The 26,557-nt window shown below is 74.2% G+C and carries 26 protein-coding genes and 1 pseudogene; 15 read left to right on the forward strand and 12 right to left on the reverse strand.

From position 1 onward, the window contains the following. The first annotated feature begins 6 nt into the window (after positions 1-6). The 6 genes and pseudogenes from OG956_RS34400 to OG956_RS34425 all read left to right on the forward strand — a co-directional run. The gene (locus OG956_RS34400; protein WP_330341927.1) at positions 7-858 is read left to right on the forward strand and encodes a helix-turn-helix transcriptional regulator; all 852 of its coding nucleotides are present in this window, start codon (positions 7-9) and stop codon (positions 856-858) included. An 85-nt stretch (positions 859-943) separates the two neighbouring features. Continuing rightward, positions 944-1,309 carry a 5-carboxymethyl-2-hydroxymuconate Delta-isomerase gene (locus tag OG956_RS34405; protein ID WP_330341928.1) on the forward strand — a complete coding sequence of 122 codons (366 nt, stop codon included), beginning with the start codon at positions 944-946 and terminating at the stop codon, positions 1,307-1,309. A gap of 75 nt (positions 1,310-1,384) precedes the next feature. Next, entirely contained in the window at positions 1,385-2,044 is a 660-nt protein-coding gene (locus OG956_RS34410; protein ID WP_330341929.1) for a maleylpyruvate isomerase N-terminal domain-containing protein, read from the forward strand. Between the two features lie 273 nt (positions 2,045-2,317). After that, complete coding sequence (locus OG956_RS34415) at positions 2,318-4,498, forward strand: MMPL family transporter (RefSeq protein WP_330341930.1); 2,181 nt, start codon at positions 2,318-2,320, stop codon at positions 4,496-4,498. Between the two features lie 345 nt (positions 4,499-4,843). Continuing rightward, positions 4,844-6,130, forward strand: coding sequence for a phosphodiester glycosidase family protein (locus OG956_RS34420; protein WP_330341931.1), 1,287 nt, complete (start codon positions 4,844-4,846; stop codon positions 6,128-6,130). Between the two features lie 181 nt (positions 6,131-6,311). After that, positions 6,312-6,458, forward strand: a pseudogene (locus tag OG956_RS34425) (carbohydrate ABC transporter permease); the annotation flags it as partial. A gap of 42 nt (positions 6,459-6,500) precedes the next feature. On the opposite strand, the gene OG956_RS34430 reads toward OG956_RS34425, so the two are convergent. From OG956_RS34430 to OG956_RS34440, 3 genes are all read right to left on the reverse strand, one after another. Further along, positions 6,501-7,682 (reverse strand): hypothetical protein, encoded by a 1,182-nt coding sequence (locus OG956_RS34430; RefSeq protein WP_330343024.1) that lies wholly within the window; start codon positions 7,680-7,682, stop codon positions 6,501-6,503. Positions 7,683-8,001: 319 nt separating this feature from the next. Further along, positions 8,002-9,723 carry an MFS transporter gene (locus tag OG956_RS34435; RefSeq protein ID WP_330341932.1) on the reverse strand — a complete coding sequence of 574 codons (1,722 nt, stop codon included), beginning with the start codon at positions 9,721-9,723 and terminating at the stop codon, positions 8,002-8,004. A gap of 52 nt (positions 9,724-9,775) precedes the next feature. Next, the gene (locus tag OG956_RS34440; RefSeq protein ID WP_330341933.1) at positions 9,776-10,237 is read right to left on the reverse strand and encodes a MarR family winged helix-turn-helix transcriptional regulator; all 462 of its coding nucleotides are present in this window, start codon (positions 10,235-10,237) and stop codon (positions 9,776-9,778) included. 169 nt (positions 10,238-10,406) lie between these two features. Here OG956_RS34440 and OG956_RS34445 point away from each other — a divergent pair, with 169 nt between their 5' ends. Next, the gene (locus tag OG956_RS34445) at positions 10,407-11,072 is read left to right on the forward strand and encodes a dienelactone hydrolase family protein (protein ID WP_330341934.1); all 666 of its coding nucleotides are present in this window, start codon (positions 10,407-10,409) and stop codon (positions 11,070-11,072) included. A 335-nt stretch (positions 11,073-11,407) separates the two neighbouring features. On the opposite strand, the gene OG956_RS34450 is transcribed toward OG956_RS34445, so the two are convergent. Beyond that, positions 11,408-11,794 (reverse strand): DUF2267 domain-containing protein, encoded by a 387-nt coding sequence (locus OG956_RS34450; protein ID WP_330341935.1) that lies wholly within the window; start codon positions 11,792-11,794, stop codon positions 11,408-11,410. Positions 11,795-12,093: 299 nt separating this feature from the next. Here OG956_RS34450 and OG956_RS34455 point away from each other — a divergent pair, with 299 nt between their 5' ends. Next, on the forward strand, positions 12,094-13,290 hold the full coding sequence (locus OG956_RS34455; protein WP_330341936.1) for an acyl-CoA dehydrogenase family protein: 1,197 nt from the start codon (positions 12,094-12,096) through the stop codon (positions 13,288-13,290). Between the two features lie 96 nt (positions 13,291-13,386). Continuing rightward, on the forward strand, positions 13,387-14,376 hold the full coding sequence (locus OG956_RS34460) for an NADPH:quinone reductase (protein ID WP_330341937.1): 990 nt from the start codon (positions 13,387-13,389) through the stop codon (positions 14,374-14,376). Positions 14,377-14,437: 61 nt separating this feature from the next. On the opposite strand, the gene OG956_RS34465 is transcribed toward OG956_RS34460, so the two are convergent. The 3 genes from OG956_RS34465 to OG956_RS34475 form a co-directional block, all read right to left on the reverse strand. Continuing rightward, the gene (locus tag OG956_RS34465) at positions 14,438-15,310 is read right to left on the reverse strand and encodes a LysR family transcriptional regulator (RefSeq protein ID WP_330341938.1); all 873 of its coding nucleotides are present in this window, start codon (positions 15,308-15,310) and stop codon (positions 14,438-14,440) included. 102 nt (positions 15,311-15,412) lie between these two features. Then, positions 15,413-16,591, reverse strand: coding sequence for an MFS transporter (locus OG956_RS34470; protein ID WP_443065701.1), 1,179 nt, complete (start codon positions 16,589-16,591; stop codon positions 15,413-15,415). A 109-nt stretch (positions 16,592-16,700) separates the two neighbouring features. Next, positions 16,701-16,883, reverse strand: a complete 183-nt coding sequence (locus OG956_RS34475; protein WP_330341940.1) for a hypothetical protein — start codon at positions 16,881-16,883, stop codon at positions 16,701-16,703. Between the two features lie 143 nt (positions 16,884-17,026). Between OG956_RS34475 and OG956_RS34480 the strand changes: the two genes are divergently transcribed. After that, on the forward strand, positions 17,027-17,698 hold the full coding sequence (locus OG956_RS34480) for a class I SAM-dependent methyltransferase (protein WP_330341941.1): 672 nt from the start codon (positions 17,027-17,029) through the stop codon (positions 17,696-17,698). Positions 17,699-17,718: 20 nt separating this feature from the next. Here OG956_RS34480 and OG956_RS34485 read toward each other — a convergent pair whose 3' ends face one another. The 4 genes from OG956_RS34485 to OG956_RS34500 are packed head-to-tail and all read right to left on the reverse strand — an operon-like array spanning position 17,719 to position 21,123. Beyond that, the gene (locus OG956_RS34485) at positions 17,719-18,747 is read right to left on the reverse strand and encodes a DUF2891 domain-containing protein (RefSeq protein WP_330341942.1); all 1,029 of its coding nucleotides are present in this window, start codon (positions 18,745-18,747) and stop codon (positions 17,719-17,721) included. Beyond that, complete coding sequence (gene pcp, locus OG956_RS34490; RefSeq protein WP_330341943.1) at positions 18,747-19,397, reverse strand: pyroglutamyl-peptidase I; 651 nt, start codon at positions 19,395-19,397, stop codon at positions 18,747-18,749. Before pcp ends, OG956_RS34485 begins: the two co-directional genes overlap by 1 nt. A gap of 35 nt (positions 19,398-19,432) precedes the next feature. Continuing rightward, the gene (locus tag OG956_RS34495; protein ID WP_330341944.1) at positions 19,433-20,407 is read right to left on the reverse strand and encodes a DUF979 domain-containing protein; all 975 of its coding nucleotides are present in this window, start codon (positions 20,405-20,407) and stop codon (positions 19,433-19,435) included. Then, on the reverse strand, positions 20,404-21,123 hold the full coding sequence (locus OG956_RS34500; RefSeq protein WP_330341945.1) for a DUF969 domain-containing protein: 720 nt from the start codon (positions 21,121-21,123) through the stop codon (positions 20,404-20,406). The genes OG956_RS34495 and OG956_RS34500 overlap by 4 nt, the downstream gene beginning before the upstream one ends. 169 nt (positions 21,124-21,292) lie before the next feature. Here OG956_RS34500 and OG956_RS34505 point away from each other — a divergent pair, with 169 nt between their 5' ends. The 5 genes from OG956_RS34505 to OG956_RS34525 all read left to right on the forward strand — a co-directional run bounded on the left by OG956_RS34505 (position 21,293) and on the right by OG956_RS34525 (position 25,357). Then, positions 21,293-22,045, forward strand: a complete 753-nt coding sequence (locus OG956_RS34505; RefSeq protein ID WP_330341946.1) for a LamB/YcsF family protein — start codon at positions 21,293-21,295, stop codon at positions 22,043-22,045. Next, positions 22,042-22,689, forward strand: a complete 648-nt coding sequence (locus tag OG956_RS34510) for a 5-oxoprolinase subunit B family protein (protein ID WP_330341947.1) — start codon at positions 22,042-22,044, stop codon at positions 22,687-22,689. The genes OG956_RS34505 and OG956_RS34510 overlap by 4 nt, the downstream gene beginning before the upstream one ends. Then, positions 22,686-23,543 (forward strand): biotin-dependent carboxyltransferase family protein, encoded by an 858-nt coding sequence (locus OG956_RS34515; RefSeq protein ID WP_330341948.1) that lies wholly within the window; start codon positions 22,686-22,688, stop codon positions 23,541-23,543. Before OG956_RS34510 ends, OG956_RS34515 begins: the two co-directional genes overlap by 4 nt. 58 nt (positions 23,544-23,601) lie before the next feature. Next, positions 23,602-24,102 carry a hypothetical protein gene (locus OG956_RS34520; RefSeq protein WP_330341949.1) on the forward strand — a complete coding sequence of 167 codons (501 nt, stop codon included), beginning with the start codon at positions 23,602-23,604 and terminating at the stop codon, positions 24,100-24,102. A 670-nt stretch (positions 24,103-24,772) separates the two neighbouring features. Then, positions 24,773-25,357, forward strand: coding sequence for a hypothetical protein (locus OG956_RS34525; protein WP_330341950.1), 585 nt, complete (start codon positions 24,773-24,775; stop codon positions 25,355-25,357). Positions 25,358-25,405: 48 nt separating this feature from the next. Here the strand turns inward: OG956_RS34525 and OG956_RS34530 are convergent, their stop codons facing one another. Further along, positions 25,406-26,314, reverse strand: a complete 909-nt coding sequence (locus OG956_RS34530; protein ID WP_330341951.1) for a hypothetical protein — start codon at positions 26,312-26,314, stop codon at positions 25,406-25,408. Positions 26,315-26,557: the final 243 nt, after the last annotated feature.

Here is a 26,557-nt window from a genome sequence, read left to right on the forward strand (position 1 = left end):
GGGGGCGTGGACCGAGCAGAACTGGCGGGCTTCCTGCGCAGCAGGCGCGAGCGGATCAGCCCCGCCGACGTGGGCATGGCCGCGGGGCCGCGCCGTCGCACACCGGGCCTGCGCCGCGAGGAGGTGGCGCAGCTGGCGTTCATCTCCACCGAGTACTACACCCGGCTCGAGCAGGCCCGCGGCCCGCGCCCGTCCCGCGAGGTGCTGGCCGGGCTGGCCCGCGCCCTGCGGCTCACGGACGCCGAGCGCGAGCACCTGCACCTCCTCGCCGGTACCCCGCCGGCCCCGGCGCCCGGACCCTGCCGCGAGGTGCGGCAGAGCATCCTCGACCTGGTGCACCGGCTGCCGCAGTCGGCCGCCTTCGTCACCTCGGCCACCCTGGAGGTACTCGCCTGGAACGAGCTGGCCGCCGCCCTCATGGAGGACTTCTCCGCCCTGTCCCGCCGCGACCGCAACCTCGCGCGCCGCGCCTTCCTCGGCCCGCGCTCCGGAGAGCGGCGGCTGTACGGCGTGTCCGACGTGGCGGCGTTCTCCCGGCACGCGGTGCACCGGCTGCGCACGGCCGCCGCCCGCTACCCCGACGACCCGGAGGTGGCCGGGCTTGTCCGTGAACTCCGCTCCGGCAGCGAGGAGTTCGCACGGCTGTGGGACTCCCATGACGTGGACGCGCAGCCCGCACACCGCAAGACGTTCCAGCACCCCCTGGTCGGGCCGGTCACCGTCGACTGCGACGCCCTCGACATCACCGGCCGGGACCAGCAGGTGGTGATCTACACCGCCGTCCCCGGCACACCGTCCGAGGAGGCGCTGCGGCTGCTGGCGGTGCTCGGCACCCAGCGCATGGACACCGCCCGCTGAACGGGACCCGCCGTACGGCGCCTCGCGGCATGAGGGAAAACAGTTGCCCGAAGAAACTACGGGGAACCGTGAAAGGCCGCCCTCCGTGCCGCACCTCACCATCGACTACTCCTCCCGGCCGGCCGCAGCGTTCGACGCTCACGCCTTCGTGGAGGAGTTGCACCCGCTCGTGGCCGAGGAGTCGGGCACCTCCGGGGTGTGCAAGACGCTGCTGCGGCCGGCCGAGACGTACGTCGGGGACGCAGCAGGCACCCAGAGGGTCTTCGTCCATGTGGAAGTCAGCCTCATGCCCGGCCGTTCCGAGGCGCGGAAGGCGCGGCTGTCCGAGAGCGTGCTCGCGCTGCTCGCCAGGCATCTGCCCGCCGACGACGGCGACCGGGAGCAGGTGTTCCTCTCGGTGGAGGTCCGCGACCTCGCCGCCTCCTACCGGCTCTCGCCGTCGGCGCGGTGAGCCGGCCGAGGAAACCGGGCCGAGCAGGCCCGAATTCGATTGTCCGCCGCACCGGGCCGCACTAGCGTGCCGCCGGTGGACCTCTTCTCACACTCCTGGACGGCATTGCGCACCGCGGTCGCGGCACTCCCGGACGAGGACTTCGAGCGGCCGTCCGGCTGCTCCGGCTGGCTGGTGCGGGACCTGGTGTGCCACCTGGTCATCGACGCCCAGGACGTCCTGATCACCCTGGTGACGCCGGCCGACACCGAACCGACCGCGGACGCGGCCACCTACTGGAAGCTCGTCGACCCGCCGAGCGGAGACGACCCGCTCGACGCGCTGATCCCCCGGCTGGCCGCCGCCTACGGCCCGCCCCGTCTGCTCAAGTTCCACCTGGACGACGTCGGTTCGGCCGCGGGCCGCGCCGCCGCCCTCGCCGACCCGGCCGCCCGCGTCCGCACCCGCGACGACGTCCTGACCGCCGGTGACTACCTGTCCGCCTACGTGCTCGAGTGGACCCTGCACCACCTCGACCTGATCGCCCGTCTGCCGCCGGGGACGGCCGCCGGGCCGCCCGCCGAGACCCTCGCGGCGGCGCGCGCCTCGCTGGAGGAGATCGCCGGGACCGCGTTCCCCGGCTCCTTCTCCGACACGGACGCGCTGCTGGTGGGCACCGGACGCCGCGCGCCGGGCGACGCGGAACGGACCGCGCTGGGCGACGTGGCCGGCCGGCTTCCGTTCGTCCTCGGCTGAACGGCCGCCGTCCGCTGCATCGTCTCCATCGCCGACACCCGCCCCGCCCCTCGGGTGTGCACGCGTCCCCCGGTACACCCGCGCCTGCCGAGCGCTCGAAACTCGCTCGAACCCAGGATCACCTGATGAGATGATCTTCGCGCCGGGTCACTACCATGTGGCCCACAAGACAACCATCCAACCGGTGCGTTCCGTACGTGCCGTTCTGGGTCGCCGATGCCAGGGACCGCTCCCCGGGCTGCGGTGATCTTCCTGCCCAGGAGGACCTTCCGCATGTTCCGACGAATTGGCAGCACCGTCGTCCGACATCCCGTGTGGACGATCGTGGCATGGCTGATCGCCGCGGTGGCGATCGTCGCCACCGCTCCGAGTCTGCCCTCGAACAGCGACGAGAGCAGTTTCCTGCCGAAAAGTTACGAGTCCATCAAGGCGGCGGATCTCCAGCAGAAGGCGTTCCCCAGCGCCTTCACGCCGTCCGCGATCGCGCTGTACCAGCGCACGGACGGCGGCAGGCTGACCGCCGCCGACATGAAGGACGTCGCCCGGATCACCACCGAGCTGGGCGGCAAGCACATCGACCAGGTGCAGAAGGTCGTCCCCGGCCCGCCGTCCAAGGACGGCAGGTACGCCCTCACCCTGGTGCAGATGGACAGCAAGAACGCCGGTCAGCCCAAACAGACCGACGCGGCCAAGGTGTTGCGCGACGACGTCAAGCAACTGGCCAAGGGCACGCACCTCGACGTCAAGCTCGGCGGCTCCGCCGCCCAGGCCCTCGACCAGCAGGACTCGTCCAAGCGAGGCCAGGCGCTGATCGGCTTCGGCACCTTCGCGATCATCCTGGTCACCCTGCTGATCATCTTCCGGGCGCCGATCCTGGCCGTCCTGCCCCTGGTGCTGATCGGCCTGGTGTCGGCCGTGGCCAACGGTCTGATCGCCTACGCCACCAAACTGTTCGACCTCCAGGCGAACAGCTCGATCTCGTCGATCCTCATCGTCGTGCTCTTCGGCGTGGGCACGGACTACTTCCTGTTCCTGATGTTCCGCTACCGCGAACGTCTGCGCGCCGGTGACGAGGCCAAGGAGGCCATGATCAACGCGGTCGGCCGGGTGGGCGAGGCCATCGCCTCCGCGGCCGGGGCCGTCATCATCGCCTTCCTCGCGCTGGTGCTGTCCACCCTCGGCTTCCTCAAGCAGATGGGCCCGGCGCTCGCCATCGCGGTCGGTGCGACCCTCGTCGCGGGTCTGACCCTGATCCCGGCCGTGGTCTCGCTGATCGGGCCGAAGGTCTTCTGGCCGTCGAAGTCCTGGCAGAGGGAACCGGAGAACGCCCGCTTCGCCGCCCTGGGCCGCGGGGTGCAGCGCCGCCCCGCACTGACCGCCGGGGTGTCCGGTCTCGTCCTGCTCGCGCTGTCGGTCGGCATCTTCGGCTACCACGCCACGTTCGACCTGGCCTCGGGCTCCATGCCGAAGACCAAGGAGTCCATGGTCGTCCAGGACCAGATGCAGAAGGCGTACTCGGCCGGCGCCGCGGCGCCCACCGACGTCTACCTCTCCAGCACCGACGGCAAGCCGCTGGACAAGTCCGGCTTCGCCGCGTACGCGCAGAAGCTCGGGGCCGTGGACGGCGTCGCCAACGCCCGGATGACGCAGCTCAACAAGGACGGCACCACCGCGGACTTCACCGTCACCCTCAAGTACGAGGCGTCGACGGACAAGGCCATCGACGCGGTGGGCAAGGTGCGCGACGTCGCCCACGCCAACGCGCCGGACGGCACCAAGGCGGTCGTCGGCGGCATGTCCTCGATCTACAAGGACATCAACACCGCGGTGAACCACGACTACAAGACGGTCTTCCCGGTGGCCGCCATCCTCATCATGGTGATCCTGGGCCTGCTGCTGCGCAGCGTGGTCGCCCCCTGGTACCTGATGGCCTCGGTGGGCCTCGGCTTCGGCGCCACCCTCGGTGCCACGGTGTGGATCTTCCAGAAGGGCGAGGGCCACTCGGGGCTGATGTTCATGCTCCCGGTGATCATGTATCTGTTCGTCGTCGCCATCGGCACCGACTACAACATCCTCATGATCGCCCGGCTCCGGGAGGAGGCCCGCGAGGGCCGCGAGCCGCGCGAGGCGGCCGGCATGGCACTGCGGCACGCCGGGCCGACCGTGGCCGCGGCCGGCTTCATCCTGGCGGCGACCTTCGCCACGATGATGCTGGCGGGCAACTCGCTGCTCACGGAGATGGGTTTCGCGGTCTCCTTCGGCATCGCCGTCGCGGCCTTCGTCATGGCGATGTTCTTCACCCCGAGCCTCACCGCGCTGATCGGCCACGCCGCGTGGTGGCCGGGGCACGGGGACCGGGCGGAGGCGGCGGGCGCCGGGGCGGCCGGTTCCGCCCCGGGTGCGGTCACCGACGACTACCCGGCCGCCCACGATCCCGCCGGGCGCCGCAACTAGCGGCCGCGTGTGGGTGACTGACGGGGAGTCCTGCCGGGCGATGACGGCCTGGCGGGGCTCCCCGTCGGCGTCCGCGGTCGACACCGCGGCGCCGGGCGCTGGTTTCCGGTCGCCGCACGGGCTGCCGGGGCCGGGTGGGCCGGGCCTCGCGTGCTCCGGTGCCCCATGCCCCGGTGTCCCGCGCGCTTTCCGCGAGGCCGGCCGCAGTGCCCCCGACGAGCCCGGCACCGCACTGCCCCCTCGCGCCCCCCAACTCACCCCGCGACACCGGTCGTTCACCCAACCGGGACCGCCCCATCAACCGCCGCACGGGTAATCGTCCGCCACGCCGAGCACCCTCACGGCATGGCATTCACCTCGTACAGACCCGGACCCGCACGCGCGGCCGCGCTCGCGGTGGCCGCCCTTCTCCTGCTGCTCGCACCGCCCGCCGGCCGGGCCGCCGCGGCCGAGCCGGGGCTCCCGCTCGGCGACCCCGGCCTGACGGAGACCCGCACCACGCAGACGCTCGCCCAGGGCGTGACCCTCACCCGTATCGTCCGCGGGACCGAGCCCGCCCCGGCCGACCAGATCAACACCACCACGCGCGGCCCCTGGATGGTCGACGTCCTGACCATCGACCCGGGCACGGCGCGCGGCCACCTGCGGGCGACGTACGGCCCCGACCTGGCCCACACCGAGAAGACGACGGATCTCGTCCGGTCCTCCGGGGCCCTGGCCGGCGTCAACGGCTCCTTCTTCACCTTCACCGCCAGCCATGACTACCCCGGTGACCCGGTGGGGCTGGGCCTCTACGACGGGCGGCTGCTCAGCGAGCCCACCGGTGACAGCGCGGAGGCCGACTTCGTCGTGGACGCGCCCGGCAACCGCGCCGTCATGGGCAGGCTGAGCTGGTCGGGCAGCCTGCGCAACCGGCGGACCGGCGCCACGCTGCCGCTGACGTATCTCAACCATCCGCCCCTCGTCCCGGCGGACTGCGCCGGTCCGGCGGATCCCACCCAGTGCACGGCCGCCGGTGACGTCGTGCGCTTCACCCCCGAGTTCGCCGCGTCCACGCCCTCCGGCGCGGGCGTCGAGGCAGTCCTCGACCGGCACGGGTGCGTCGTCCGCACCCAGCGGACGCGCGGCACACAGCTGGCCCCCGGCCAGACCTCGGTCCAGGCCACGGGCGCCGAGGCGGCGGCTCTGCTGCGCACCGTGGACGGCGGCTGCCTGCGCACCGACTCCGTGCTGACCGACGAGCAGGGCCGGCGCGTTCCCCTCCACCCGGGGCTGTTCGGCGTCAACGGCCGCTACCGGCTCACCGCCCACGGCCGGATCGTGGTGCCGGCGGGCTCCGGCAGCTTCTTCGACCGCAACCCGCGCACGATCGCCGGCACCACCCGGGACGGCAGGATCGTCCTGGCGACCGTCGACGGACGCATGACGACCAGCGTCGGCACGACGATGGCCGAGACGGCGGCGCTCGCCGACGCGCTGGGCCTGACCGACGCGGTCAACCTGGACGGCGGCGGCTCCACCACCCTGTCCGTCGAGGGCGCCCTGGTGAACCACCCGAGCGGGCCCGCCGAACGCGCCGTGGGCGACGCCCTGGTCTTCGTGCCCGGTCCGTACCGCCCCGCCGAGGACTGAGCACGACCGAGCGCGCCTGCGCCGCTCAACCGTCCGTGCTCTCCCGCACGATGATCCGGTGCCCGGCCACATGGTCGCGCACGGCAGCGGCGTCCGGGTCGTCGATCCGCTCCAGCAGCAGCGACACGGCGACCCGGGCGACCTCCTGTTTGCCGGGGGCGACGGTGGTGTCGACGTCCGACCCGACTTGATGACCCTGCCGGTCGGCATCACCTCCGTGAAGGACGCCTACGGCATCCAGTACGCCCTGGCGGCGCTGCCGCTCGTCGTCTTCATGTTCTTCCAGCGGCACATCGTGAAGTCCGTCGCGACGACCGGCCTCGGCGGCCAGGGAGCCGGCCGCACTCCGGGTCCCTCGGCGCCGGCGTTTTCACAGCGGCTGGCTGGCGAGGGATGCCAGGTAGGCGCCGTAGAGGACGGACAGGGCCGTCAGGGACCCGCACAGCAGGCGGGCGCGGGGGGACGGGCCGCTGTGCCAGGACCGGACGAGGGCGCGAGCCGGCGGGATGAGCAGGGGGAAGGCCGGGAGCAGGAAGCGAGGTTTGGAGGAGAAGGGGCCGGAAACTGCGACCACCATCAGGAGAAGGACGCCCGCGAACACCACGAGCGGCAGCGGGGCGCGGTCCAGGCACAGCACGCAGAACGACACGACGGCGGCCAGGACGAGGGCCAGGGCCACCGGATACGTCACCCAACTGCCCTGCAACGGCATCGACGCCAGAAACCGCAGCGGCCCGACCGTGAGATCCAGTCGGGAGTTCCAGGCGCTCTGCACCTGCAGATAGCCACGCACCAGGTCACCGGTCTGCCGTCCCACCCACAGCACATAACCCGCCCACCCCAGCGGACCGAGGACCACCCCCGCCAGCAGCCCCGGCGAGGCGCGCCCACGCTGCCGTACGATCTCGTGCCCGGCCGCGGCGGCGACGGCCACGGCGACCGCGATGCCGGTCGGGCGCGTGAGCCCGGCCAGCATCGCCAGCGCGCCCGCGGCCGGCCAGCGGCGGCGCAGCACGGCGTACAGGGACCAGGCGGCACACGCGGTGAACAGCGGCTCGGTGTAGGCCAGGGTGAGGACGACCGACTGCGGCAGTACGGCCCACAGGGCGACCAGCGCGGTGGCGACGCGTCGGCCGTGCAGGTGATGGCCGACCGTGTAGATGCCGTGGACGGCGAGTGCCGCGGACGCCCAGGCGATCAGCAGCCCCGCCGCCCCCGTGGACACGGGCAGCAGTCCGCGCAGGGCGCGGACGAGCCCCGGGTACAGCGGAAAGAACGCCCAGTCGGTCTGGACGGCGCCCGTGGAGGTGATCCGCAGCTGCGTGCCGTAGCCGTACTCGGCAATGTGCAGGTACCAGACCGAGTCCCAGGCATGGACCAGGCTCTTGCCGAACGGGCGGCCGGCCACGGCGTCGACGATCACCAGCACCACGAGCCCGGCGAGCCGGACGACGGCGAAGACACCGAGGGCCCGCAGCACTCCCGGAGGACTCTCCACCCGACCGCGGCCGCCGTCGCGGGGGCTGCCGGGCGACCGCAGCGCGGAGGACATGCTCACCCTCCGACCATGAGCGGCGGCATACCCGAGCGCAAACCGGAACCTCCGCATGGCCGAGCCGTGGCGCACCGCGCAGCCGACGGCCGGGCCGGCGACGCCGGTGTCCCCGGGAGCGCCCCGCTGACGAGGCGTTCTGCAACGGCAACCAGCTGTGCGTTCTCCGCGGTTCACCACGGAGGCGACGGCGTGCGGCGGCGCCGGACGCGACGTCACCACCGGCGGGGTCGCCGGTGCGCTCCGGTCGCCCGCGGCCGGGCTGCGAGCGCGCACGCTGCCGAGCCGCCGGACGTGAGCAGGGCCGGCAGCGGCGCCGTCAGGCCGCCGTGCCGCGTAGCTCCGCCAGGGTGTCCGGGGTCAGGGGGCGGGGCGTGTGGTCGGCGTCGACCAGGACCACCGTGCACGGGGCGCTGTGGGTGAGCGCGGTGGTGAGGCTGCCGTCGGCGAACTGGGCGAGCGGACCGCGCGGGGAGCGGCCGACCGCGACCGCGCGGGCGCCCACCTGCGCCGCGTGCCGGGCCAGCGCCCGGCCGGCGGCCGCGTGATCGCCGACGCTGGTGAGGATCTGGCCGGTGGCGGCGATGCCCCGGCCGGCGAGCCGGTCCAGGTGCGCGGTGACGGCGGCGCGTGCGTGCTCGGTGGTCTCCGTCTCGACGGCCTGCTCCTCGACCACCGCCGTCTGCTGGACGTGGACGACCTCCAGCGGGCTCCCGGTGTCCCGGGCGAGGCGGGCCGCGGCGTCGACGATGGCGGCGGCCCGCTCGTGCGCGCCCACGGCGACGATGACCGGCGGTGCGCCCGGGACGGCCGGGCGGCCCACGGGGGTCAGCGAGGGCGTCATCGGCTCGCCGTCGCCGGTGTCCGTCTCGGCCCGGCGCAGCAGGCCGTGCCCGCCGGCCAGCACGGGGACGGCCAGGACGAAGGTGGCGGCGCCGAGGTAGAACGGCACGCTCAGGTCGGTGGCGTCGGCGAGCCTGCCGGCGACGTACGGCGCCAGGCCGCCGCCGATGAAGCGCAGGAAGCCGTACGCGGAGGAGGCCACCGGACGCTCCACCGGGGAGACGAGCATGACGGCCTGGGTGGTGAGGGTGTTGTTGACGCCGATGAAGGCGCCGCTGACGATGACGGCGACGATGACCACGGCCGGCGTCTGCACGCCGGCGGCGATGACGGCCATCACCACGCCGAGGCCGGCGAGGTTGGCGTACAGCACCGGGGCGGTGCCGAAGCGGGCCTGCAGGCGGGGGGCGAAGAACACGCTGAACGCGGCCACCAGCAGGCCCCAGCCGGTGAAGACGAGGCCCAGCTCGTGGGCGCTCAGCTTCATCGGGTAGGGCGCGTAGCCGAGCATGGTGAAGAAGCCCCAGTTGTAGAGCAGGGCCATGATGCCCATGGTCAGCAGACCGCGGTGGCGCAGCGCCTTCAGCGGCGCCATGGGGGAGGTGCGCCGGGCGGGCCTCGGCAGTGACGGCACGAACGCGAGGGTCGCCACGAGGGCTATGGACATCAGGACGGCGACGCCGAAGAACGGGCCGCGCCAGCTGATGGCGCCCAACTCGCCGCCGAGCAGCGGCCCCACGGCGATGCCGAGGCCCAGCGCGGTCTCGTAGAGGATGATCGCGCCGCCGAAGCCGCCGCTGGCCGAGGCGACGATGACCGCGAGCGAGGTGGCGATGAACAGGGCGTTGCCCAGACCCCAGCCCGCGCGGAAGCCGACGATCCCGTTGATCGAGTCCGAGGAGCCGGCCAGCGCGGCGAACACCACGATGACGGCCAGCCCGATGACCAGGGTGCGCTTGGCGCCGAACCGGCTGGAGAACCAGCCCACCACCAGCATGGCCACCGCGGTGACGATCAGATAGCTGCTGAACAGCAGGGAGACCTGGCTGGGCGAGGCGTGCAGACTCTCGGCGAGGGCGGGCAGGATCGGGTCGACCAGGCCGATGCCCATGAACGAGATCACGCAGGCGAACGCCACGGCCCAGACGGCCTTCGGCTGCCGGAACGGGCCGGCGGTCTTTCCGTGCGGTGCGCTCATGACCGCTTCATCTCCAGTTCTTGGCGGGGACGGTGCGAGGGGGCGGGCGGGTTCAGGAACCGGCCCGGCGGTGGCGGATCACCCGGGCCAGCGCGGGCAGCGCGACGGCCACGGCGTGCCGCTCCGGCTCGGTCAGCTCCTCGAGGAGCTCGGCGAGGGCGCCGGCGCGCTCGGACCGGCGCCGGCGGAAGACGTCGAGACCGGCGGGGGTCGCCTCCACCAGCACCCCGCGGCCGTCGGTGCGGTCGGCTGTGCGGCGTACCAGTCCTGCCCGTTCCAGGCGGGTGACGAGCTGGGTCATGTTGGGCTGGGAGGCGTTCTCGGCCCGGGCCAGTTCGGTCAGCCGCTGGGGTCCCTCGCGTCCCAGCCGGCTGAGCGCGGACGAGGCCGCGGTGCTGAGCCCGCCGGCGGTGGCGCTGCGGCGCACGTACCGGACGATCTCCTCCACGGCGAGCATCAGGCGCTCGGCCGGCGCGTCCGCTGGGCCGGCAGGGTCGACAACCCGCTTGTGCATAAGCGCATTATGCATGTACGTGTAGGGCGCATCAATGCCTGTGGTGCCTCGTCATGATGGGGAGCAATTCGGGCGGGACGGGACAGATGGTGCTGGATATGGTGGGTACGCGGGGGACACCCGAACTCGCGCGATCCGCTGGGCCGGCGGCGTGGAAGAAGTGATTGCGATGATCTCCGACATGGTCCTGGTGCCCACCAGCGACGCCACTCTCCCCGGTGACCTCGTCGTTCCCTCGGCGGCGCGCGCCGTGGTGCTCTTCGCCCACGGCAGCGGCAGTTCCCGGCACAGTCCGCGCAACCGGATGGTCGCCGCCGAGCTGCGCACCGCCGGATTCGGCACCCTGCTGATGGACCTGCTCAGCGAGCGGGAGGAGCGGCACGACGCCGTGACCGGCGAGCACCGCTTCGACATCCCGCTGCTGGGCCGGCGGCTCGTGGCCGCGATCGACTGGCTCGACACCCAGCCGGACACCCGGGGCCTCCCGGTCGTCCTGTTCGGCGCCAGCACGGGTGCCGCCGCGGCGCTGGTGGCCGCGGCCGAGCGTCCGGACCGGGTGCTGACCGTGGTGTCGCGCGGCGGCCGCCCCGACCTGGCGGGCGACGCCCTGGGACGGGTGCGGACCCCGGTCCTGCTCATCGTCGGCGGCAACGACCAGCAGGTGCAGGAGCTGAACGAGGAAGCGGCCGGGTACCTGCGGGTCCCGCACACCCTGCATATCGTTCCGGGGGCCACCCACCTGTTCGGCGAGCCCGGTGCCCTCGAAGAGGTCGCCGAGGTGGCCAGGCGGTGGTGCGAGGAGCGGCTGACCGGACAGACGGCACAGCACGCCTGACGACCGCGAGCGCCACCGCGCGTCGGCTCGGGCCGCTGCCTGCCTGCTCGTCGGCTGGGAGCCGCCCCCGCCCGTCGGCTCGGAGCTGCCCGGCCCCGTCGACTCGGAGCTGCCGCCTGCCTGTGCGTTGGCTCGGAGCTTGCCTGCCTGCGCGTCGGCTTGGAGTCGCCGCCCGTGCCGCCCGCTGGCTCGGGCGGCGCCGCCCGCCCGCTCGCACCCGAGAACCGCCCGCTCATACCCGAGGCCCGTCAGCTCGGACCGAGGCCCGCCCGCTCGCACCCGAGGACCGCCCGCTTGGACCCGAGGCCCGCCCGCCCGCTCGGACCCGAGGACCGTCAGCTCGGACTCGAGCGGCCGAAGAACTCGGCGTAGCGGGCCGGGAGCCCGGACAGCAGCTCCTCCAGCTGCCGGTCCGGCACCGCGTCGGCGACCGTGGACAGCACGGCGTCCGCGTCCCACTCCGCGGTGCGCGGCCGGGCGCCGGTCTGCACGGAAACGCGGCGCAGGAACTCGTCGCAGTCGAACGTCTCGGGACGCCCCCGCTCCAGATGCAGGGCCTCGTCCAGCGGGGCGGGCAGCCGGGCGGCCAGCTCGTCGGCCTCTTCGGGGGCGATCCGGGTCGCGAGCGCCCACAGGACCGCCTCGCAGACGTGCTCGGTCTCCTCGCGGCTCCGGTACTCCCCGCGCTCGCGGACCTGGGCCAGGAACTCTTCCAGTTGCACGGCGGCCTCCCACTGTCGACGCAGGCCATCACGGCGAGCCGCACCCTTCCCGGCCGCCGTGCGCCCGGTCCGGCGGACGGCGGACAGAGTGATGTCGTCATTGTAGGTTCCGGCCGCCGGCGCAGGAGGTCGAGCGGTGCTCTGCGCCCGCGCGCCGGTCCCGCCCGCCGATGTGCGTCCGTGCGGCGGGAGGGCGGGGAAGCCGGTCGGGTGATTGACGGGCAGGTCCCGGCTCGGCTGCGGCCTGTCGCGGGCAGGCCCGGAGAGACTGCCGTCATCCCGACGGAGGTGGCGAACATATGCTCAGCGACAGCACAGCCACGGCGACGACCATCGCCGAGAAGCCGGGCGTGGCGGCGGTCGTCGCCGGTGCTCCGCGCGTGGCCGAGATCGCGGCGCGGTGCAGCGACGAGACGGAGGCCGCCCGGAGGCTTGCGCCGGACGTGGTCGACGCGGTGCGGGCGGCCGGATTCGCCCGGCACTTCGTCCCCGCGGCCTACGGCGGCGCGGAGGGCCGCTTCGCGGACATGACCTCGGCGGTGACCCTGGTCGGCGAGGGCTGCGCCTCGGCGGCCTGGGTCGCCTCGCTGTCCGCCTACGCGGCCCGGTACGGGGCGTACCTCCCCCCGGAGGGACAGGCGGTGCTCTGGGCCGACGGGCCGGACGCCCTGATGGCGGGCGCGCTCATGCCGGCCGGGAAGGCGGAGCCGGTCTCCGGCGGCTGGCGGCTCAGCGGCGAGTGGAAGTACATCAGCGGGATCCGGTTCGCCGACTGGGTCTTCGCCTGCTCCGCCGTACCCGGCAAGGTGGGCCCCGACGGGCGGGGCGAGGTGCGGTTCTTCGCGGTGCCGCGGGCCGACGTCACCGTGAAGGACACCTGGTTCACGCTGGGCATGCGCGGGACCGGCAGCGACACCATGGTCCTGGACGACGTCTTCGTGCCCGAGCATCTGACGCTGTCGAGGCTCGACAGCAACGCGGGGCGGGCCACGGCCTCCACGGCCCGCTGCCACACGGCGCCCGTCAACGAGGTGAACGGGCTGCCGCTCGCCGTCCCCGTGGTCGGTGCCGCCCGCGGGGCGGTGCGGACCGCGGCCGAGCAGACCATGCGGCGCACCGACCGGCGCGGCGCCCCGCTGCGCGAGAAGCCGTCGGTGCAGACCGACCTGGCGCGCTCGGCCGCCGAGGTGGACGCCGCGGAACTCCTCGTCCAGCGGGCCGCCCGGGTCGCCGACGGCGTCGAGGCGACCAGGGACGGCGAGGCGGCGGTGCGCGGGCCGCGGGACCTGGCGCTCGCGGTCGAGCTGTCGGTGTCGGCCGTCGAACGGCTCTTCCGCGCCACCGGGACGACGGGCCACTTCGAGTCCGACCCGGTCCAGCGCTTCTGGCGCGACGTCAACACCGCGGCCTCCCACGTGATCTTCTCCTTCGAGACCGCCGGGTCGGCCTACGGCGCCTGGGCGCTGGGCGCGCAGGGCGCCGAGCCCGGGCGCTGACTTCCCCCCTCGCGCCGACCGGGCCTCCGCGCATCCGGCACACGTGGCCGGATGCGTCGGGTCCGGTTCGGGGCGGAGATGGAACCATGGGGTGCCATGCGCGCTGCGTACATCGAGGAGCTGGGGTCCCCGGACGTCATCCGGTACGGCGAGATCGCCCCGCCCCGGCCGGGACCCACCGACGTGCTGGTGGACGTCCTGGCCACCGCGGTCGACCCGGTGGACGCCTACGTGCGCTCGGGGCTCTTCCGCACCCACGTCGACTTCCCCTTCGTCGTCGGCCGCGACCTGGTCGGCACGGTCGCGGAGACGGGCCCCGGCGTCACCGGCTTCCGCACCGGGGACCGGGTGTGGTGCAACAGCCTCGGGCACGGCGGACGGCAGGGCGCGGCGGCGGAGCAGGCGGTGGTGGCGGCCGACCGGCTGTACCGGCTGCCCGAGGGAGTCGACCCGTGCGCCGCGGTCGCGGTGTTCCACCCGGCCGCGACCGCCTATCTGGCCCTGTTCGTGCACGGGCGGCTGCACGTGGGGGAGACCGTGCTGGTCGCGGGCGCCGCCGGCAACGTCGGCAGCGCGCTGGTGACGATGGCGGTGCGGGCCGGCGCCCGCGTCCTCGCCACGGCCGCCGCGCGGGACGCGCGGTACTGCGCGGAGCTGGGCGCGGCCGAGGTGTTCGACTACCGGGATCCGGACCTGACGGAGAGGATCCGCGCGGCGGCGCCGTCGGGACTGGACCTGTACCTGGACACGGCGGGCGTCAACGACCTGGAGACCTGGGTCGACCTGCTCGCCCTCAGGGGCCGCGTGGTGCTGCTGGCCGGCCCCCGGACCCGTCCCGTGCTGCCCGCCGGAGCGCTGTACATGAACGACCGCTCCGTCGTGGGGTTCGTGATCTCGCACGCGACACCCGGCGAACTCGCCGAGGCCGCCGCGTACATCAACGACCTGCTGGGCCGCGGTGTGCTGCGGTCCCGCACCATAGAGGTCTTCCCGCTGAGCGCGGCGGCCGACGTGCACGCCCGGATGGAGAAGGGCGAACTGCACGGCCGGCGCGCCGTCCTGCGCACCGACCTCGCCGACGGCTGACTCCCGCGCCGTACCTCGCCGGGACGCGCGGCCGGCCGCGCCGCCCGGCATGCGCCCGGTGTCAGGTGATGTGCCGCAGCAGGGCCGCGACCGCCGGCGGCGGATCGCCGTGCGGCCGTACCACCATCACCTTCCAGCTCGGCGCGTGCCGGGCGAAGCGGTAGGTGGCCAGGTCCGGGAAGCGGCCGGCGATGGACGGGGGCATGATGCAGACGCCCAGGTCGCCGCGGACCAGTTCGGCCGCCGCAACGATGTCGTTCACCTCGAAGGTCGTGACGCGGTCGACGCCGGCGGCGCGGAAGGCCCGGTCGACGGCGTGCCGGATCGCCCAGCCGGGGGTGAAGTCCACCAGCGGCAACCGGGCGACCGTGTCCGGTTCGACGGCGCCCTCGGGGGCGCTCGCCGCGAGGTCCCGGCCGGGGGAGGCGACCAGGACCATCTCCTCGCGGGACAGCAGCCGGGTCACCAGCCCGCGCTGCTGCTGGCGGTCGAGCGCCACCACGGCCAGGTCCACGGTGCCCTCGCGCAGGGCCTGCCGGATGTCGGTCACCGCGGCCTGCCGGAGCTGGACCACCACCCCCGGATGTTCCGCCCGCAGCGCGGCCAGCGCGCGGTGCAGTCCCGCCCAGACGCCCTGCATGATGCCGACGGTCACCCGGCCGCGCAGTTCCCCCTTCGCGGCGTCGACGGCCTCGCGAGCCAGTTCGGCGGCGCGCAGGGCGGCCCGTGCCGCGGGTACGAAGGCTTCGCCGGCCGGGGTGAGCGCCACGCGGTGGGTGTTCCGGGTGAACAGCGCGGTGCCCAGTTCCCGTTCGAGGGCGCGGACCGTGCCGGAGACGGCGGACTGGACGACGTGCAGCCGCCGCGCCGCCGCCGTGAACCCGCCCGCGTCCGCCACCGCGACGACGACTTCCATCTGCCGCAGGTCCATCATCCGCTCCAGGTGACGCCGTGCCCGTCCGCGGGCCGGGGATCTTCGCTGCATCGTATGCGGACGGGCGGCGTCCGGACGCCTGCCGGGGTGCGCGGGACGTCCCTATGCGGTGTCCCGGACGCGGTTCCGCTCCGCCTTCCGGTGCTCGGTGAGCCAGTACAGCAGCGCCGCGACGGGCAGGGCCGCGCCGAGCGCCGTCACCCCCGTCCAGCCGCCGGAGTGGTAGGTCAGCGAACCGAGTTGGGAGCCGAGGGCGCCGCCGAGGAAGAAGGTGGCGATGAAGGCGCTGTTGAGGCGGGCGCGGGCGTCGGGATCGAGCTGGTAGATGGTGTGCTGGCCGAGGATCAGGGTGGCCTGTACGGCCATGTCGAGCAGGACGGCGGCCAGGGCGATCAGGACGATGTGGTGCCGGCCGATGCCCGCGACGCCGAAGGCCAGCGCGGCGAGGAGGAACGCGGCGCCGGTCATGGGCCGGGTCAGGTTCCGGTCGGCCCACCGTCCGGCCAGCGGGGCCACGGCCGCACCGGCGGCCCCGACCAGGGCGAACACGCCGATGCCGAGGGCGGAGTAGTGGAAGCCGGGACCGGCGAGGAGGTAGGAGACGGTGGTCCAGAAGGCGCTGAACGCGCCGAACATCGCCGCCTGGTACAGGGCGCGGCGCAGCAGCGCGGGGTGGATGCGCAGCATCCGCACGGTGGAGTGCAGCACCCGGGCGTACGGGATGGCCGTGGTCGGCGCGTGCCGGGGCAGGGCCGAGCGCAGGGCGACGGCGAGCACGGCCATCAGGCCCGCCGAGCCCAGGTAGACCACGCGCCAGCCGGCCATGTCGGACACCAGACCGCTGAGGGTGCGCGAGAGCAGGATCCCGGTGAGCAGCCCGCTCATCACCCGGCCCACGATCCGGCCGCGCGCGTGGTCGGGCGCGAGGCTCGCGGCGAACGGGACCAGGATCTGGGCGACGACCGAGGTCGCGCCGGCGACCAGGGAGGCGATGAGCAGAGTGGGGAAGTTCCCGGCCAGCCCGGCCGTCAGGAGAGCGGCCGTGGTGACCGCCAGCAGCACCGTGATCAGGCCGCGCTTCTCCAGCCGGTCGCCGAGCGGCACGAGGAAGAGCATGCCGATCACGTAGCCGACCTGGGTGAGGGTGATCAGCCAGCCGGCCGCCGCGGTGCTGGTGTGGAACACCTCGCGCAGCGAGGAGAGCAGGGGCTGGGCGTAGTACAGGTTGGCGACCGTCATGCCGGAGGCGACGGCCAGCAGCGCGATCAGCCGGCCCGGCACACCGTGTGCGGGTTCGGCACGGGTCGCACGCGGGCGTGACGTCCGGAGTTCGGATGGCTGGGGCACGGGGACCTTCTTCGTCGCGGGAGCCGAGCGGCCTCCTGGCCGCTCATACCGGCACCAGCAACCGGATCGCCCCTGTGCTTCCCTCCCGGCCGCGATGGTTCGCGATGGCCGTCATCGTCATCGGAGATGAGCGCAGCGCCGGCCCGCGCGGCAGGAACCCGCTGCACGGCAGCATGGTGCGGAAGGCGAGGAGGGAGCCGACGTCGGTGGGCTCCGGTCGAGCCATGTGCTCCTGTGGGCCGTCGTCGCGCCGGCAGGGCCGGTCACCGTACGCAACCCCTGCGCGTCGGTCGCCGGGCTGCCGTGACCGGACGAGCGGGATTGCATACCGTCGGTGGGAGGGAATGCCCACCGAGGGAGGTCGTCGCCATGGCCGGATCCGATCCACAGGACGCACCGGATGCACGGGGTGAGGCGGACGCGGTGACGTCCTCGCAGCGGCTCGACGCCCTCTACGCCGGACGGCCGCCCTGGGAGATCGGACAGCCCCAGCCGGCGTTCCTCGCCCTCGCCCGGTCGGGGGCCGTCCGGGGCCGGGTGCTCGACGTCGGCTGCGGCACCGGCGAGCACGTGCTCCTGTGCGCCGGCCTCGGGCTCGACGCCACCGGCGTGGACCTGGCGGACACCGCGCTGCGCGCCGCCGAGGACAAGGCGCGCCGGCGCGGCCTGCGGGCCCGGTTCCTGCACCACGACACCCGGAGGCTGGCGGACCTGGGCGAGCGGTTCGACACCGTCCTGGACAGCGGCATGTTCCACATGCTCGACCCGGACGACCGTCCCGCCTTCACCCGCGGCCTGCGCGCCGTCCTGCGCCCCGGCGGCCGCTACTTCCTGCTCTGCTTCAGCGACCGGGAGCCCGAGACACCCGGTGCCGCGGGACCGCACCGGCTGACCCGGGACGACCTCACGGACACGTTCGCCGGCCCGCTGCACCTCGACTTCGCCGTGCCGGCCACCATCGAGATCAACCTGGACCGCCCCGGCATCCGCGGCTGGCTGGCGGCCATGACCATGCTCGCCCGCCCGGCGGACCGTCCCTGAGGCAGCCTGGCCGCCGGCCGTCAGCCGGACCGCGCGGTGTCACCCGGTCCGGCGTCGAGGGCCAGCGCCGCGAACGTGGCCAGCCAGTGGCCGGTGGTGAAGTCCTCGCGCCGCACGGCGGGCAGGCCCGCCGCCAGATGGGCGTCGGCGGCCTCGGCCAGGCGCCGACGCACCGGTCCGTCCGGCAGCCCTGCGGCGATCGAGCGCAGGGCGGCGGCCCGGCTGAGGGTGAGTCCGAGCAGATGGCCGATCTGCGGGTCGGTCCGGTCGGAGACGACGGGCACCTCCAGCAGCGGGCAGGGGGCGCCCGAGCGCAGGGCGGGCAGGAAGCGGTCGAGCCACCGGGCGAACTGCTCCCTGCCGAGCACCCGGCGCATGGCGTCGGCCTCGGTCAGCGCCGGGGACAGGAAGTCCTGGCCGGACGGTTCCCAGTGCGCGGGCGCGTCGTGGTCGTCGGCGAACCAGGCCTGCAGCCGCCGCCGTACGGCCTCGGCGGTCGCGGCGGGCAGTTCGCCCGTGTCGAGCAGGAGGCCCAGCGCGAAGGCGCTGTTGGGATGGGTGCCGTGGCGCACCGGATAGGTGGCCTTCGGCAGCCACTCGGCCAGCAGGGCGTCGACGGCGGCGACCGCCGGCGCCAGCGCCGCGGCCCAGCGGGCCCCGGCCGCCCCTGCGTACGCCCGGCACTCGGCGGCGAGCGCCACCAGCCAGGCCCAGCCGTACGGCCGCTCGAAGGAGGGACGGCCGCGCAGATAGGCGGCTTCGACGGCGAGGTTCGCGGGGGTGAGGTGCCGGTCGAGGACGTCGGTGACCGGCGCCGTGTCCGGCAGGGCGGGCGTGCCGCCGTGCCGGCGCAGGAGGCGGACCAGCAGCCAGTGCATGTGGACCGACGAGTGCCAGTCGTAGGAGCCGTAGAAGGCGGGGTGCAGGGCGCGGGGCCGTACCTCCTCGTCCGGTGACGTCATCAGGTGGGCGGGGGAGTTGGGGTACTCGCGGGTGACGTTGGCCAGGGCGAGCCGGGCGAACCCGGCCGCGTGCGCGGCGAGCGGCATCAGTGGGTGGCTCCCTCGGTGACCTTCAGGTCGCCGCCCGCGGGCGTGCGGGCGGCGACCGGCAGCAGCGCGCGCAGTCCCCGGGCGACCGTGGCGGGCTCCAGGGCGGGCGCGGTGCCGTCGGTGACCTGCTCCGGCGCCCAGGGCACATGCACGAAACCGCCGCGGGTGTGCGGGAGTTCGGTGGCGATGAGATGACCCAGGCCGTACGCGACATGGTTGCAGACGAACGTGCCGGCGGTGTTGGACACCGCGGCCGGCACGCCCGCCGCGCGCAGGGCGGCGACGCAGGCCTTCACCGGGAGCGTGGAGAAGTACGCTGCGGGGCCGCCGGGGACCACGGGCTCGTCGACGGGCTGGTTGCCCGCGTTGTCGGGGATGCGGGCGTCGTCGACGTTGACGGCGACGCGTTCGACGGTGACGCCGGGACGGCCGCCCGCCTGGCCCAGGCACAGGATCAGATCGGGTTCGGCGGCGCGGACGGCGTCGCGCAGGGCCTGTATGGACTGGCCGAAGACACAGGGGAGTTCGGCGGCGGTGACGGTGAACCCGGCGGGCGGCTCGGCGGCCACGAGCGAGGCCGCCTGCCAGGACGGGTTGACCTTCTGGCCGTCGAAGGGGGCGAAGCCGGTGACGAGCACGCGGGTCATGGCACTTCCCTCCTCGGGTGCGGTGGCCGGACCGGTCAGAACGCGAAGAACGCCATGAGCGCCGTGCAGCAGACCAGCAGCGGAAGGGCCGTCGGGATCTGCGCCTTGATGGGGCCGTACTGGTCCTTCAGCTCCAGCAGGGTCGCCGGGACGATGTTGAAGTTGGCGGCCATCGGCGTGCACAGCGTGCCGCAGAAGCCGGCCAGCATGCCGACGGCGAGGACGGCCGGCGGGTCGCCGTGCATCTGCTGGACGAGGACGGGCCAGCCGATCGCCGCGGTCATCACCGGGAACGCGGCGAAGGCGTTGCCCATGATCACGGTGAACAGGAACATGCCGACGCAGTAGGCGAGGACGGCGAGGTACTTCGAGTGGTCCGGCAGGACGTCGTGCACGAGTCTGCCGACCTGGGTGCCGACGCCCGCGAGCGCGAAGATCGAGCCGAGTACGGCGAGGAGCTGGGGCAGCAGCAGGGCCGAGCCCATCGCCTCCAGCATGGAACGCCCGGAGTGCAGCGGCACGGACGGCTTGCGTTCGCCGGTGACCAGCATGCCGACGCCGAGGGCGACGAGGCAGCCGATGCCGAGTCCGATCAGGGTGGCCTTGCCGGTCTCGAACAGGCCCGAGCCGTCGAGGACCGAGGCGCAGACGATGGCGACGAGCGGGATCGTCAGGGCGGGGACGAAGATGCGGCTGCCGAGCCGGGTGGCGGAGGCCTTGCGCTCCTCGGCGGTGCTGGTGACGGGGACGCCCTTGCCGAGGAAGTTGAAGCCGGCGAGCACGATGAGGGCGAGGACCGCGGCGCCGAGCGGTTCGGCGGGCAGGGTCCAGCCGCCGTTCTTCGCGGTGGCGTTGGCGACCCCGGTGCCGTAGGGGAAGGTCAGCCCGAGCAGGCCCCAGAACGCGGCGGAGGTCCACCGCTTGGGGTTGCTGCGGTCGGCCGCCATCTGCACGGCCATCGCGACGAAGACGAGACCCACCAGCCAGTACAGCCATTCGACCTTGATCACTTGTTGCTCTCCTTCGGCAGCGGCAGGTCGTGTTCGGCGGCGGCGAGCGCCATCTCGCGCTGCAACTGGCGGTCCAGGAGCAGCAGCCGGGCGCCGTGGACCAGGAAGGCGCAGACGGCGACCGGGACCGCCCACAGGGCCAGCTGGGTCGGCTCCAGGTTCTGGTGGTACGTCGAGTTGACGAATCCGGTGATCAGCAGGATCGAGCCGATTGCGACGAAGCAGTCCTCGCCGAAGAACACGCCGACGGTGTCGGCGGACGCGGAGTAGGACCGCACCTTCTCCCGCAGCCGCTCGGGCAGCGCCGCACCCGCCGAGCGCTCGGCGGCGGCCTCGGCCATGGGCGCGACGAGCGGCCGCACCGTCTGCGCCGGCCCGCACATGCTGGTCAGGCCGAACGCCGCGGTGACCTGACGGACCAGCAGATAGACGGTGAGGAACCGGCCGGTGCTCAGAGCGCCGAGCCGGGCGATGAGCCTGCGGGCCTGTTCCCGCAGGCCGTAGCGCTCGAGCAGACCGATCACGGGCAGGGCGACGGCGAAGACGGTGACCGAGCGGCTGTCGGCGAAGGACCGGCCGAAGGCCGCCAGGACCTCCAGCGGGTTCATTCCGCCGATCAGCCCGGTGAAGACACCGGCGACGCCCACCACGAGGACGGGATTGCGGCGCGTGACGAATCCGAGGATCACCACGACGACGCCGAGGAGAACGATCATGCGGTGGCCTTTGGGGTTGTGCGGGCGCGACGCCCGGGCGGCACGGATCCGGGACCCCGGACCCGTGGGGGATGCAGGGACCCTAGGGGATCGTTCAACGATCGAACAAGGGGGCGTTCGGTAAATGCATCTCTTGTCGGATCGTTCAACAATCGATTAGGTTCGGAATGTGATCGACCTCAACGCGGACCTCGGTGAGGGCTTCGGCCGCTGGACCCTCACCGACGACGACGCCCTGCTCTCCGTCGTGACCAGCGCCAACGTCGCCTGCGGCTTCCACGCCGGCGACCCCTCCGTGATGCGCCGCGTCTGCGGCCTGGCCGCCGAGCGCGGCGTCCGGATCGGCGCCCAGGTCTCCTACCGCGACCTGGCCGGGTTCGGCCGCCGCGCCATGGACGTGCCCGGCGAGGAGCTGGCCGCCGAGGTCGCCTACCAGATCGGCGCGCTGCGGGTCTTCGCCCAGGCCGCCGGCGCCGACGTGGTCTACGTCAAGCCGCACGGCGCGCTCTACAACCGCACCGTGCACGACGCCGAGCAGGCCGCGGCCGTCGTGGCCGGCGTCCGGCTCGCGGGCGGGGCCCTGCCGGTGCTCGGCCTGCCCGGCTCGCGCCTGCTGGCCGCCGCGCAGGAGGCCGGCCTGACCGCCGTACCGGAGGCCTTCGCGGACCGCGCCTACACCCCCGCCGGCACCCTCGTGCCGCGCCGCGAACCGGGCGCCGTGGTGACCGACGAGGACGCGGTGATCCGGCGCGCGCTCGCCTTCGCCGTGGACGGCGCGGTCGAGGCCGCGGACGGTACGACGGTCCCGGTGGCCGCCCGCTCCCTGTGCGTCCACGGCGACACCCCGGGCGCCGCCAGGATCGCGGCGCGGGTGCGCGAGGCCCTCGAGGCGGCCGGGGTCGAGGTCGGGGCGTTCGCATGACGGACACCCGGTCCCTGGACGTGCGCCCCGCCGGACGGCACGCACTGCTCGTCGAGCTGCCGGACGCCGAGCGCACCGCGGCCTTCCACGCCGAGCTGCTGCGGCGCCGCGCGGCGGGAACCCTGCCCCCGGTCGAGGAGATCGTGCCCGGCGCACGGACCGTCCTGCTGGACGGCGTCGCCCGCCCCGGCGAACTGGCCCGCCGGATCGCCGCATGGGACGTGCCCGCCCGCCCCGCCGACACCGGAGGACTCGTGGAGATCCCCGTGCGCTACGACGGCCCCGACCTGGCGCGCGTGGCCGACCTGTGGGGCGTCGGAGCCGACGAGGTCGCCGCCCGGCACTCCTCGTACACCTACCGCGTCGCCTTCTGCGGCTTCGCCCCCGGCTTCGGCTACCTCACCGGCCTGCCCCCCGAGCTGCACGTGCCGCGCCGCGAGACCCCCCGCACCCGGGTCCCGGCCGGCGCGGTCGCCCTCGCCGGCCCCTACAGCGCCGTCTACCCGCGCGCCACCCCCGGCGGCTGGCAGCTCATCGGCACCATGCCGGACCCGGCCCCGCTGTGGGACCTCGGCCGCGAGGAACCGGCCCTGCTCACGCCGGGCACCCGGGTGCGGTTCACGGCAGAGGGCGGCACACCATGACCGCCGAGCTCACCGTCGTACGCTCCGGCGCCCTGACCACCGTCCAGGACGGCGGCCGGCGCGGCCACGCCCACCTGGGCGTCCCCCGCTCCGGCGCCCTGGACGCCCCCGCCATGCGACTGGCCAACCGGCTCCTCGGCAACCACCCCGACGCCGCCGTCCTGGAGACCACCCTGACCGGCTGCGCCCTGCGCCCCGACCGCGCCCTCACCGTCGTCGTGGGCGGCGCGCCCTGCCCGGTGACGGTCGAGCGCCGGCCGGTGGCCTGGGGTGTGCCCGTACGGGTGCCCGCGGGCGCCGTGCTGAACGTGGGCGGGGTGACCGCGGGAGTGCGCGCGTACGTCGCCGTCGCCGGCGGCATCGCCGTCGAACCGGTCCTCGGCAGCCGCTCGACGGACCTGCTCTCCGGACTCGGCCCGGCCCCCCTGCGCGACGGCGACGTCCTCCCGCTGGGCGCCCCCGCCCCGCTGCCCGCGCTTCCCGACAGCGCCCCCTGGCCCGCGCCGCCCACCGAACTGACCCTGCCGCTCACGCTCGGGCCGCGCGCCGACTGGTTCGCCCCCGCCGCACTGCGCACCCTCACCTCGGCGGCCTACCGCGTGTCGCAGCACAGCAACCGCATCGGCCTGCGCACCGAAGGACCGTCGCTGGAACGCGTCTCGACCGGCGAGCTGCCCAGCGAGGGGATGGTGCTCGGCGCCGTACAGGTCCCTCCGGACGGGCGCCCGGTGGTGTTCCTGCACGACCACCCCACCACGGGGGGCTATCCGGTGATCGGGGTCGTGCCCGAGGACGCCCTTTCCGCGGCCGCGCAGGCCACCGCGGGCACGCCGGTCCGCTTCATCCCGGGGTGACGGCACTCGCGCAGGCGGCACCGTTTGGCGCAGGGCGCGGACGGGGACCCGGAGCGGCATGTTCCGAAGCCTCGCGCGCGGCTGTGTGGCAGGGGCCGCCGGCACCACCGCGCTGAACGCCGTCGGCTATCTGGACATGGCGCTGCGTGGCCGTCCGTCGAGCGGCGCGCCGCAGGCCGTGGTGGACAAGATCACCACCAGGGCGGGACTCCGGGTCCCGGACGGGGAGGAACGGGACAACCGGCTCTCCGGACTGGGGGCGCTGGCGGGCATCGCCGTCGCAGTCGGGACCGGCGTCGCCGTGTCCCTGCTCCACCGCGCCGGTCTGCGCCCGCACCCCTGCCTCGGCGGGGTGCTGACCGGAGCGCTGGCCATGACGCTGACCGACGCGCCGATAGCGGCCCTGGACGTCAGCGACCCCCGCACCTGGTCGCCCGCCGACTGGACCGCGGACGCGCTGCCCCACCTCGCCTACGGCCTCGTCACCTACGGCGTCGTCACGTCCGCGCGGGGACGCGCGGCGGCCGGCGGGTGCGGGCGTCGCGGGCGCCTGCGCTGAGGGCCGCCGCGGGAGCGGTGGTGGCCTGGCCGTGGAAGGCGCCCGGCCAGACGCGGAGTCCGGCCCGGCCGCCGGCCTGCCGGGTCCCTGCGCGTACGCCACGGCCTCGTCCCGCACGGTCTCGGCCGGCCCCGCGTCGGTACAGGCCGGGGGCGGCCCGGGCAGGCCGGCGGCGCCGTACCGGACGCCGGGCAGCGCCTGCCACGCCGTCGCGCTGGACTTCCGGTGCCAGGTGCCGAGGCCGGCGGACTGGTGACTGGGTGACGGGGCCCCTCGCCGCGGGCCGCAAGCCCCCGAGAACCGCGGCGGGTTCAGGGTCGAGCGGCGGCTGCCGGGGTGTCGGGACGGGGCCGGGCCCGGTGGGGAGGTCGTCGGCCAGGTCCGTGCCGAGGGCCGACCAGGCCTGTCCTCGCGGGGCCGCGTCCGCTGCCGGCCGGTCACCGCTCGCCCGCCCGGCCTTGGCCGCAAGCCCCCGAGAACCGCGCCCGGTTCGGGGTCGAGCGGCGGCTGCCGGGGTGTCGGGACGGGGCCGGGCCCGGTGGGGAGGTCGTCGGCCAGGTCCGTTCCGAGGGTCGACCAGGCCTGTCCTCGCGGGGCCGCGTCCGCTGCCGGCCGGTCACCCGCCCGCCCGGCCTTGGCCGCAAGCCGCTGCTGCTGGTAGGCATGGCCTGTGCGATTCGAGAGCGTTCCCATGCCGGCGGCGGTCGCGGCACGGCCCCGTGACACCCGCGGATATCCGGTGCCCGCCATCACCCCCTGGGAAGGGGAGGAGCCCCAGTTCGCTCTCACCGACTACGAACGCAGCGCCGCATGCGCCCGCAAGCGCCTGTGCTCGGTGTGCAACCAGGGCATGCCCCAGGGGCCGGTGTGGCGGGTGGTGGGGGCCGCGGAGAGCGCGGCGATCGGCGAGGCGCTGGCCGCGGGGCGGCCCTACCGCAATCTCGCGCCGACCCTCGAGGGGCCGGGGCACCGCGCCTGCATGCTGTACGCGTCGATGGTGTGCCCGTATCTGGCCCGGCCCAACGCCCGGCGCGGCATGTCGGCGGCGGAGCCGGACGACCTGACCGCGCATGTGGTGCGGGGCGCGGTGCGGGGCACGATGGGCGCGGTGGTGGGCTTCGGCGAGTACGAGTACGCCGTCACCGAGACCCGGGTGCTCTTCCGGTTCCTCGACGTGGTCGAGTTCCTGCCGCACGACACCGCCGACGCCCACCTGGACGAACTGCGGGCCGAGCTCGCCCGGACCGCGAAGTGACCCGCACTCCGCGCCCTGGACGCGCCCGGCCCGTCGCCTGACATCAGGTCAGGGGCGGTACGCGGCCAGGCCGACCGTCGAGGTGACCTTCGTCGGATGCCCCGAGCCGTCGGCCGGCAGGGTCACCGTCCCGGACGGGGTGCGCACCGCGAGGGTCTTGCCGTCGGGGGACCAGGCGGGCTCGGTGTAGTCGGTCGTGGCGTGCGGGGTGAGGTCCTTGACGCGGTTGCCGTGCAGGAAGTCCTCGACGAGCACGTGGTCGTGTCCGGCGACCGAGCGCACGAAGACGACCTCCTCCTCGTTCGGGGACAGGGCCGGCTGGGAGCCCTTGGCGAGCTTGCCGCCCTGCTGGCGCAGATAGTCGTCGCGGATGTAGACGGCGCCGGTGTCGGCGTTGGCGTACACCGAGGTGCCGTAGTGGCCGGCCGCGTTCGGCCAGACGTTGCCGGTCTGCGGGACCGCGCCGTCCGGGTCGGGGGAACCGTTCAGCGGCAGGGTCTTCGGCGTGCCGTGAACCGCCTTGGCGGACACGTACTTCAGCCGGGAGACGCCCTTGGCGCGGGCGGCGAAGATGAGGTTGTCCTTGGCGGGGATGTGGTCCCGGGTGTCCTTGGCGGCGACCTGCCAGGTCGGGTGGGACCAGTTCTGGTCGCCGGGGTTCTTCGCGACCACCACACGCCCGCTGCCGTCGGGGTTGGCGGTGTCCAGGTTGCCGGAGCCGTCCACGAAGGCGGCCTTCTTGCCGTCCGGGGACCAGGCGAGGTCGCGGACGGGCACCTTGAAGTCGACCTTGTGGCCGTTGATCAGCACATACCGGGTGCCGTTGCTGATGGTGAGGGTGCCGTGCGCGGCGCCGGTGGCGGCCGAGGCGGCGCCGGAGACGCCCAGCAGCGCGGAACCGGTGACGGCGGCGGCCACGGCGATGGCGGCCGCCACGGTGCGGGTGCGGGTGGTCATGAGTGCATTCCCCCAGGAACGTCGACTGGTCGGGTCGTTGCGTCTGTGTCAGAGCCGCATGGTCGGCGCCCTGGTCGCTGAAGGCCACGCGATGGTCTGCCGCTCTGTTCCAGGCCGAGCCTGACAGATCCGGATCTTCGAATCGTCCGTTCGCTGTCACAGGGGTGTAACACGGACATTCCCGCACCGGTGCTCCCAAAGGAGGTCAGGGTGGGAACGCGACGCGCTGCGGCGCACACGTGC

The sequence above is a fragment of the Streptomyces sp. NBC_00557 genome (assembly GCF_036345995.1).
GTDB lineage: Bacteria > Actinomycetota > Actinomycetes > Streptomycetales > Streptomycetaceae > Streptomyces.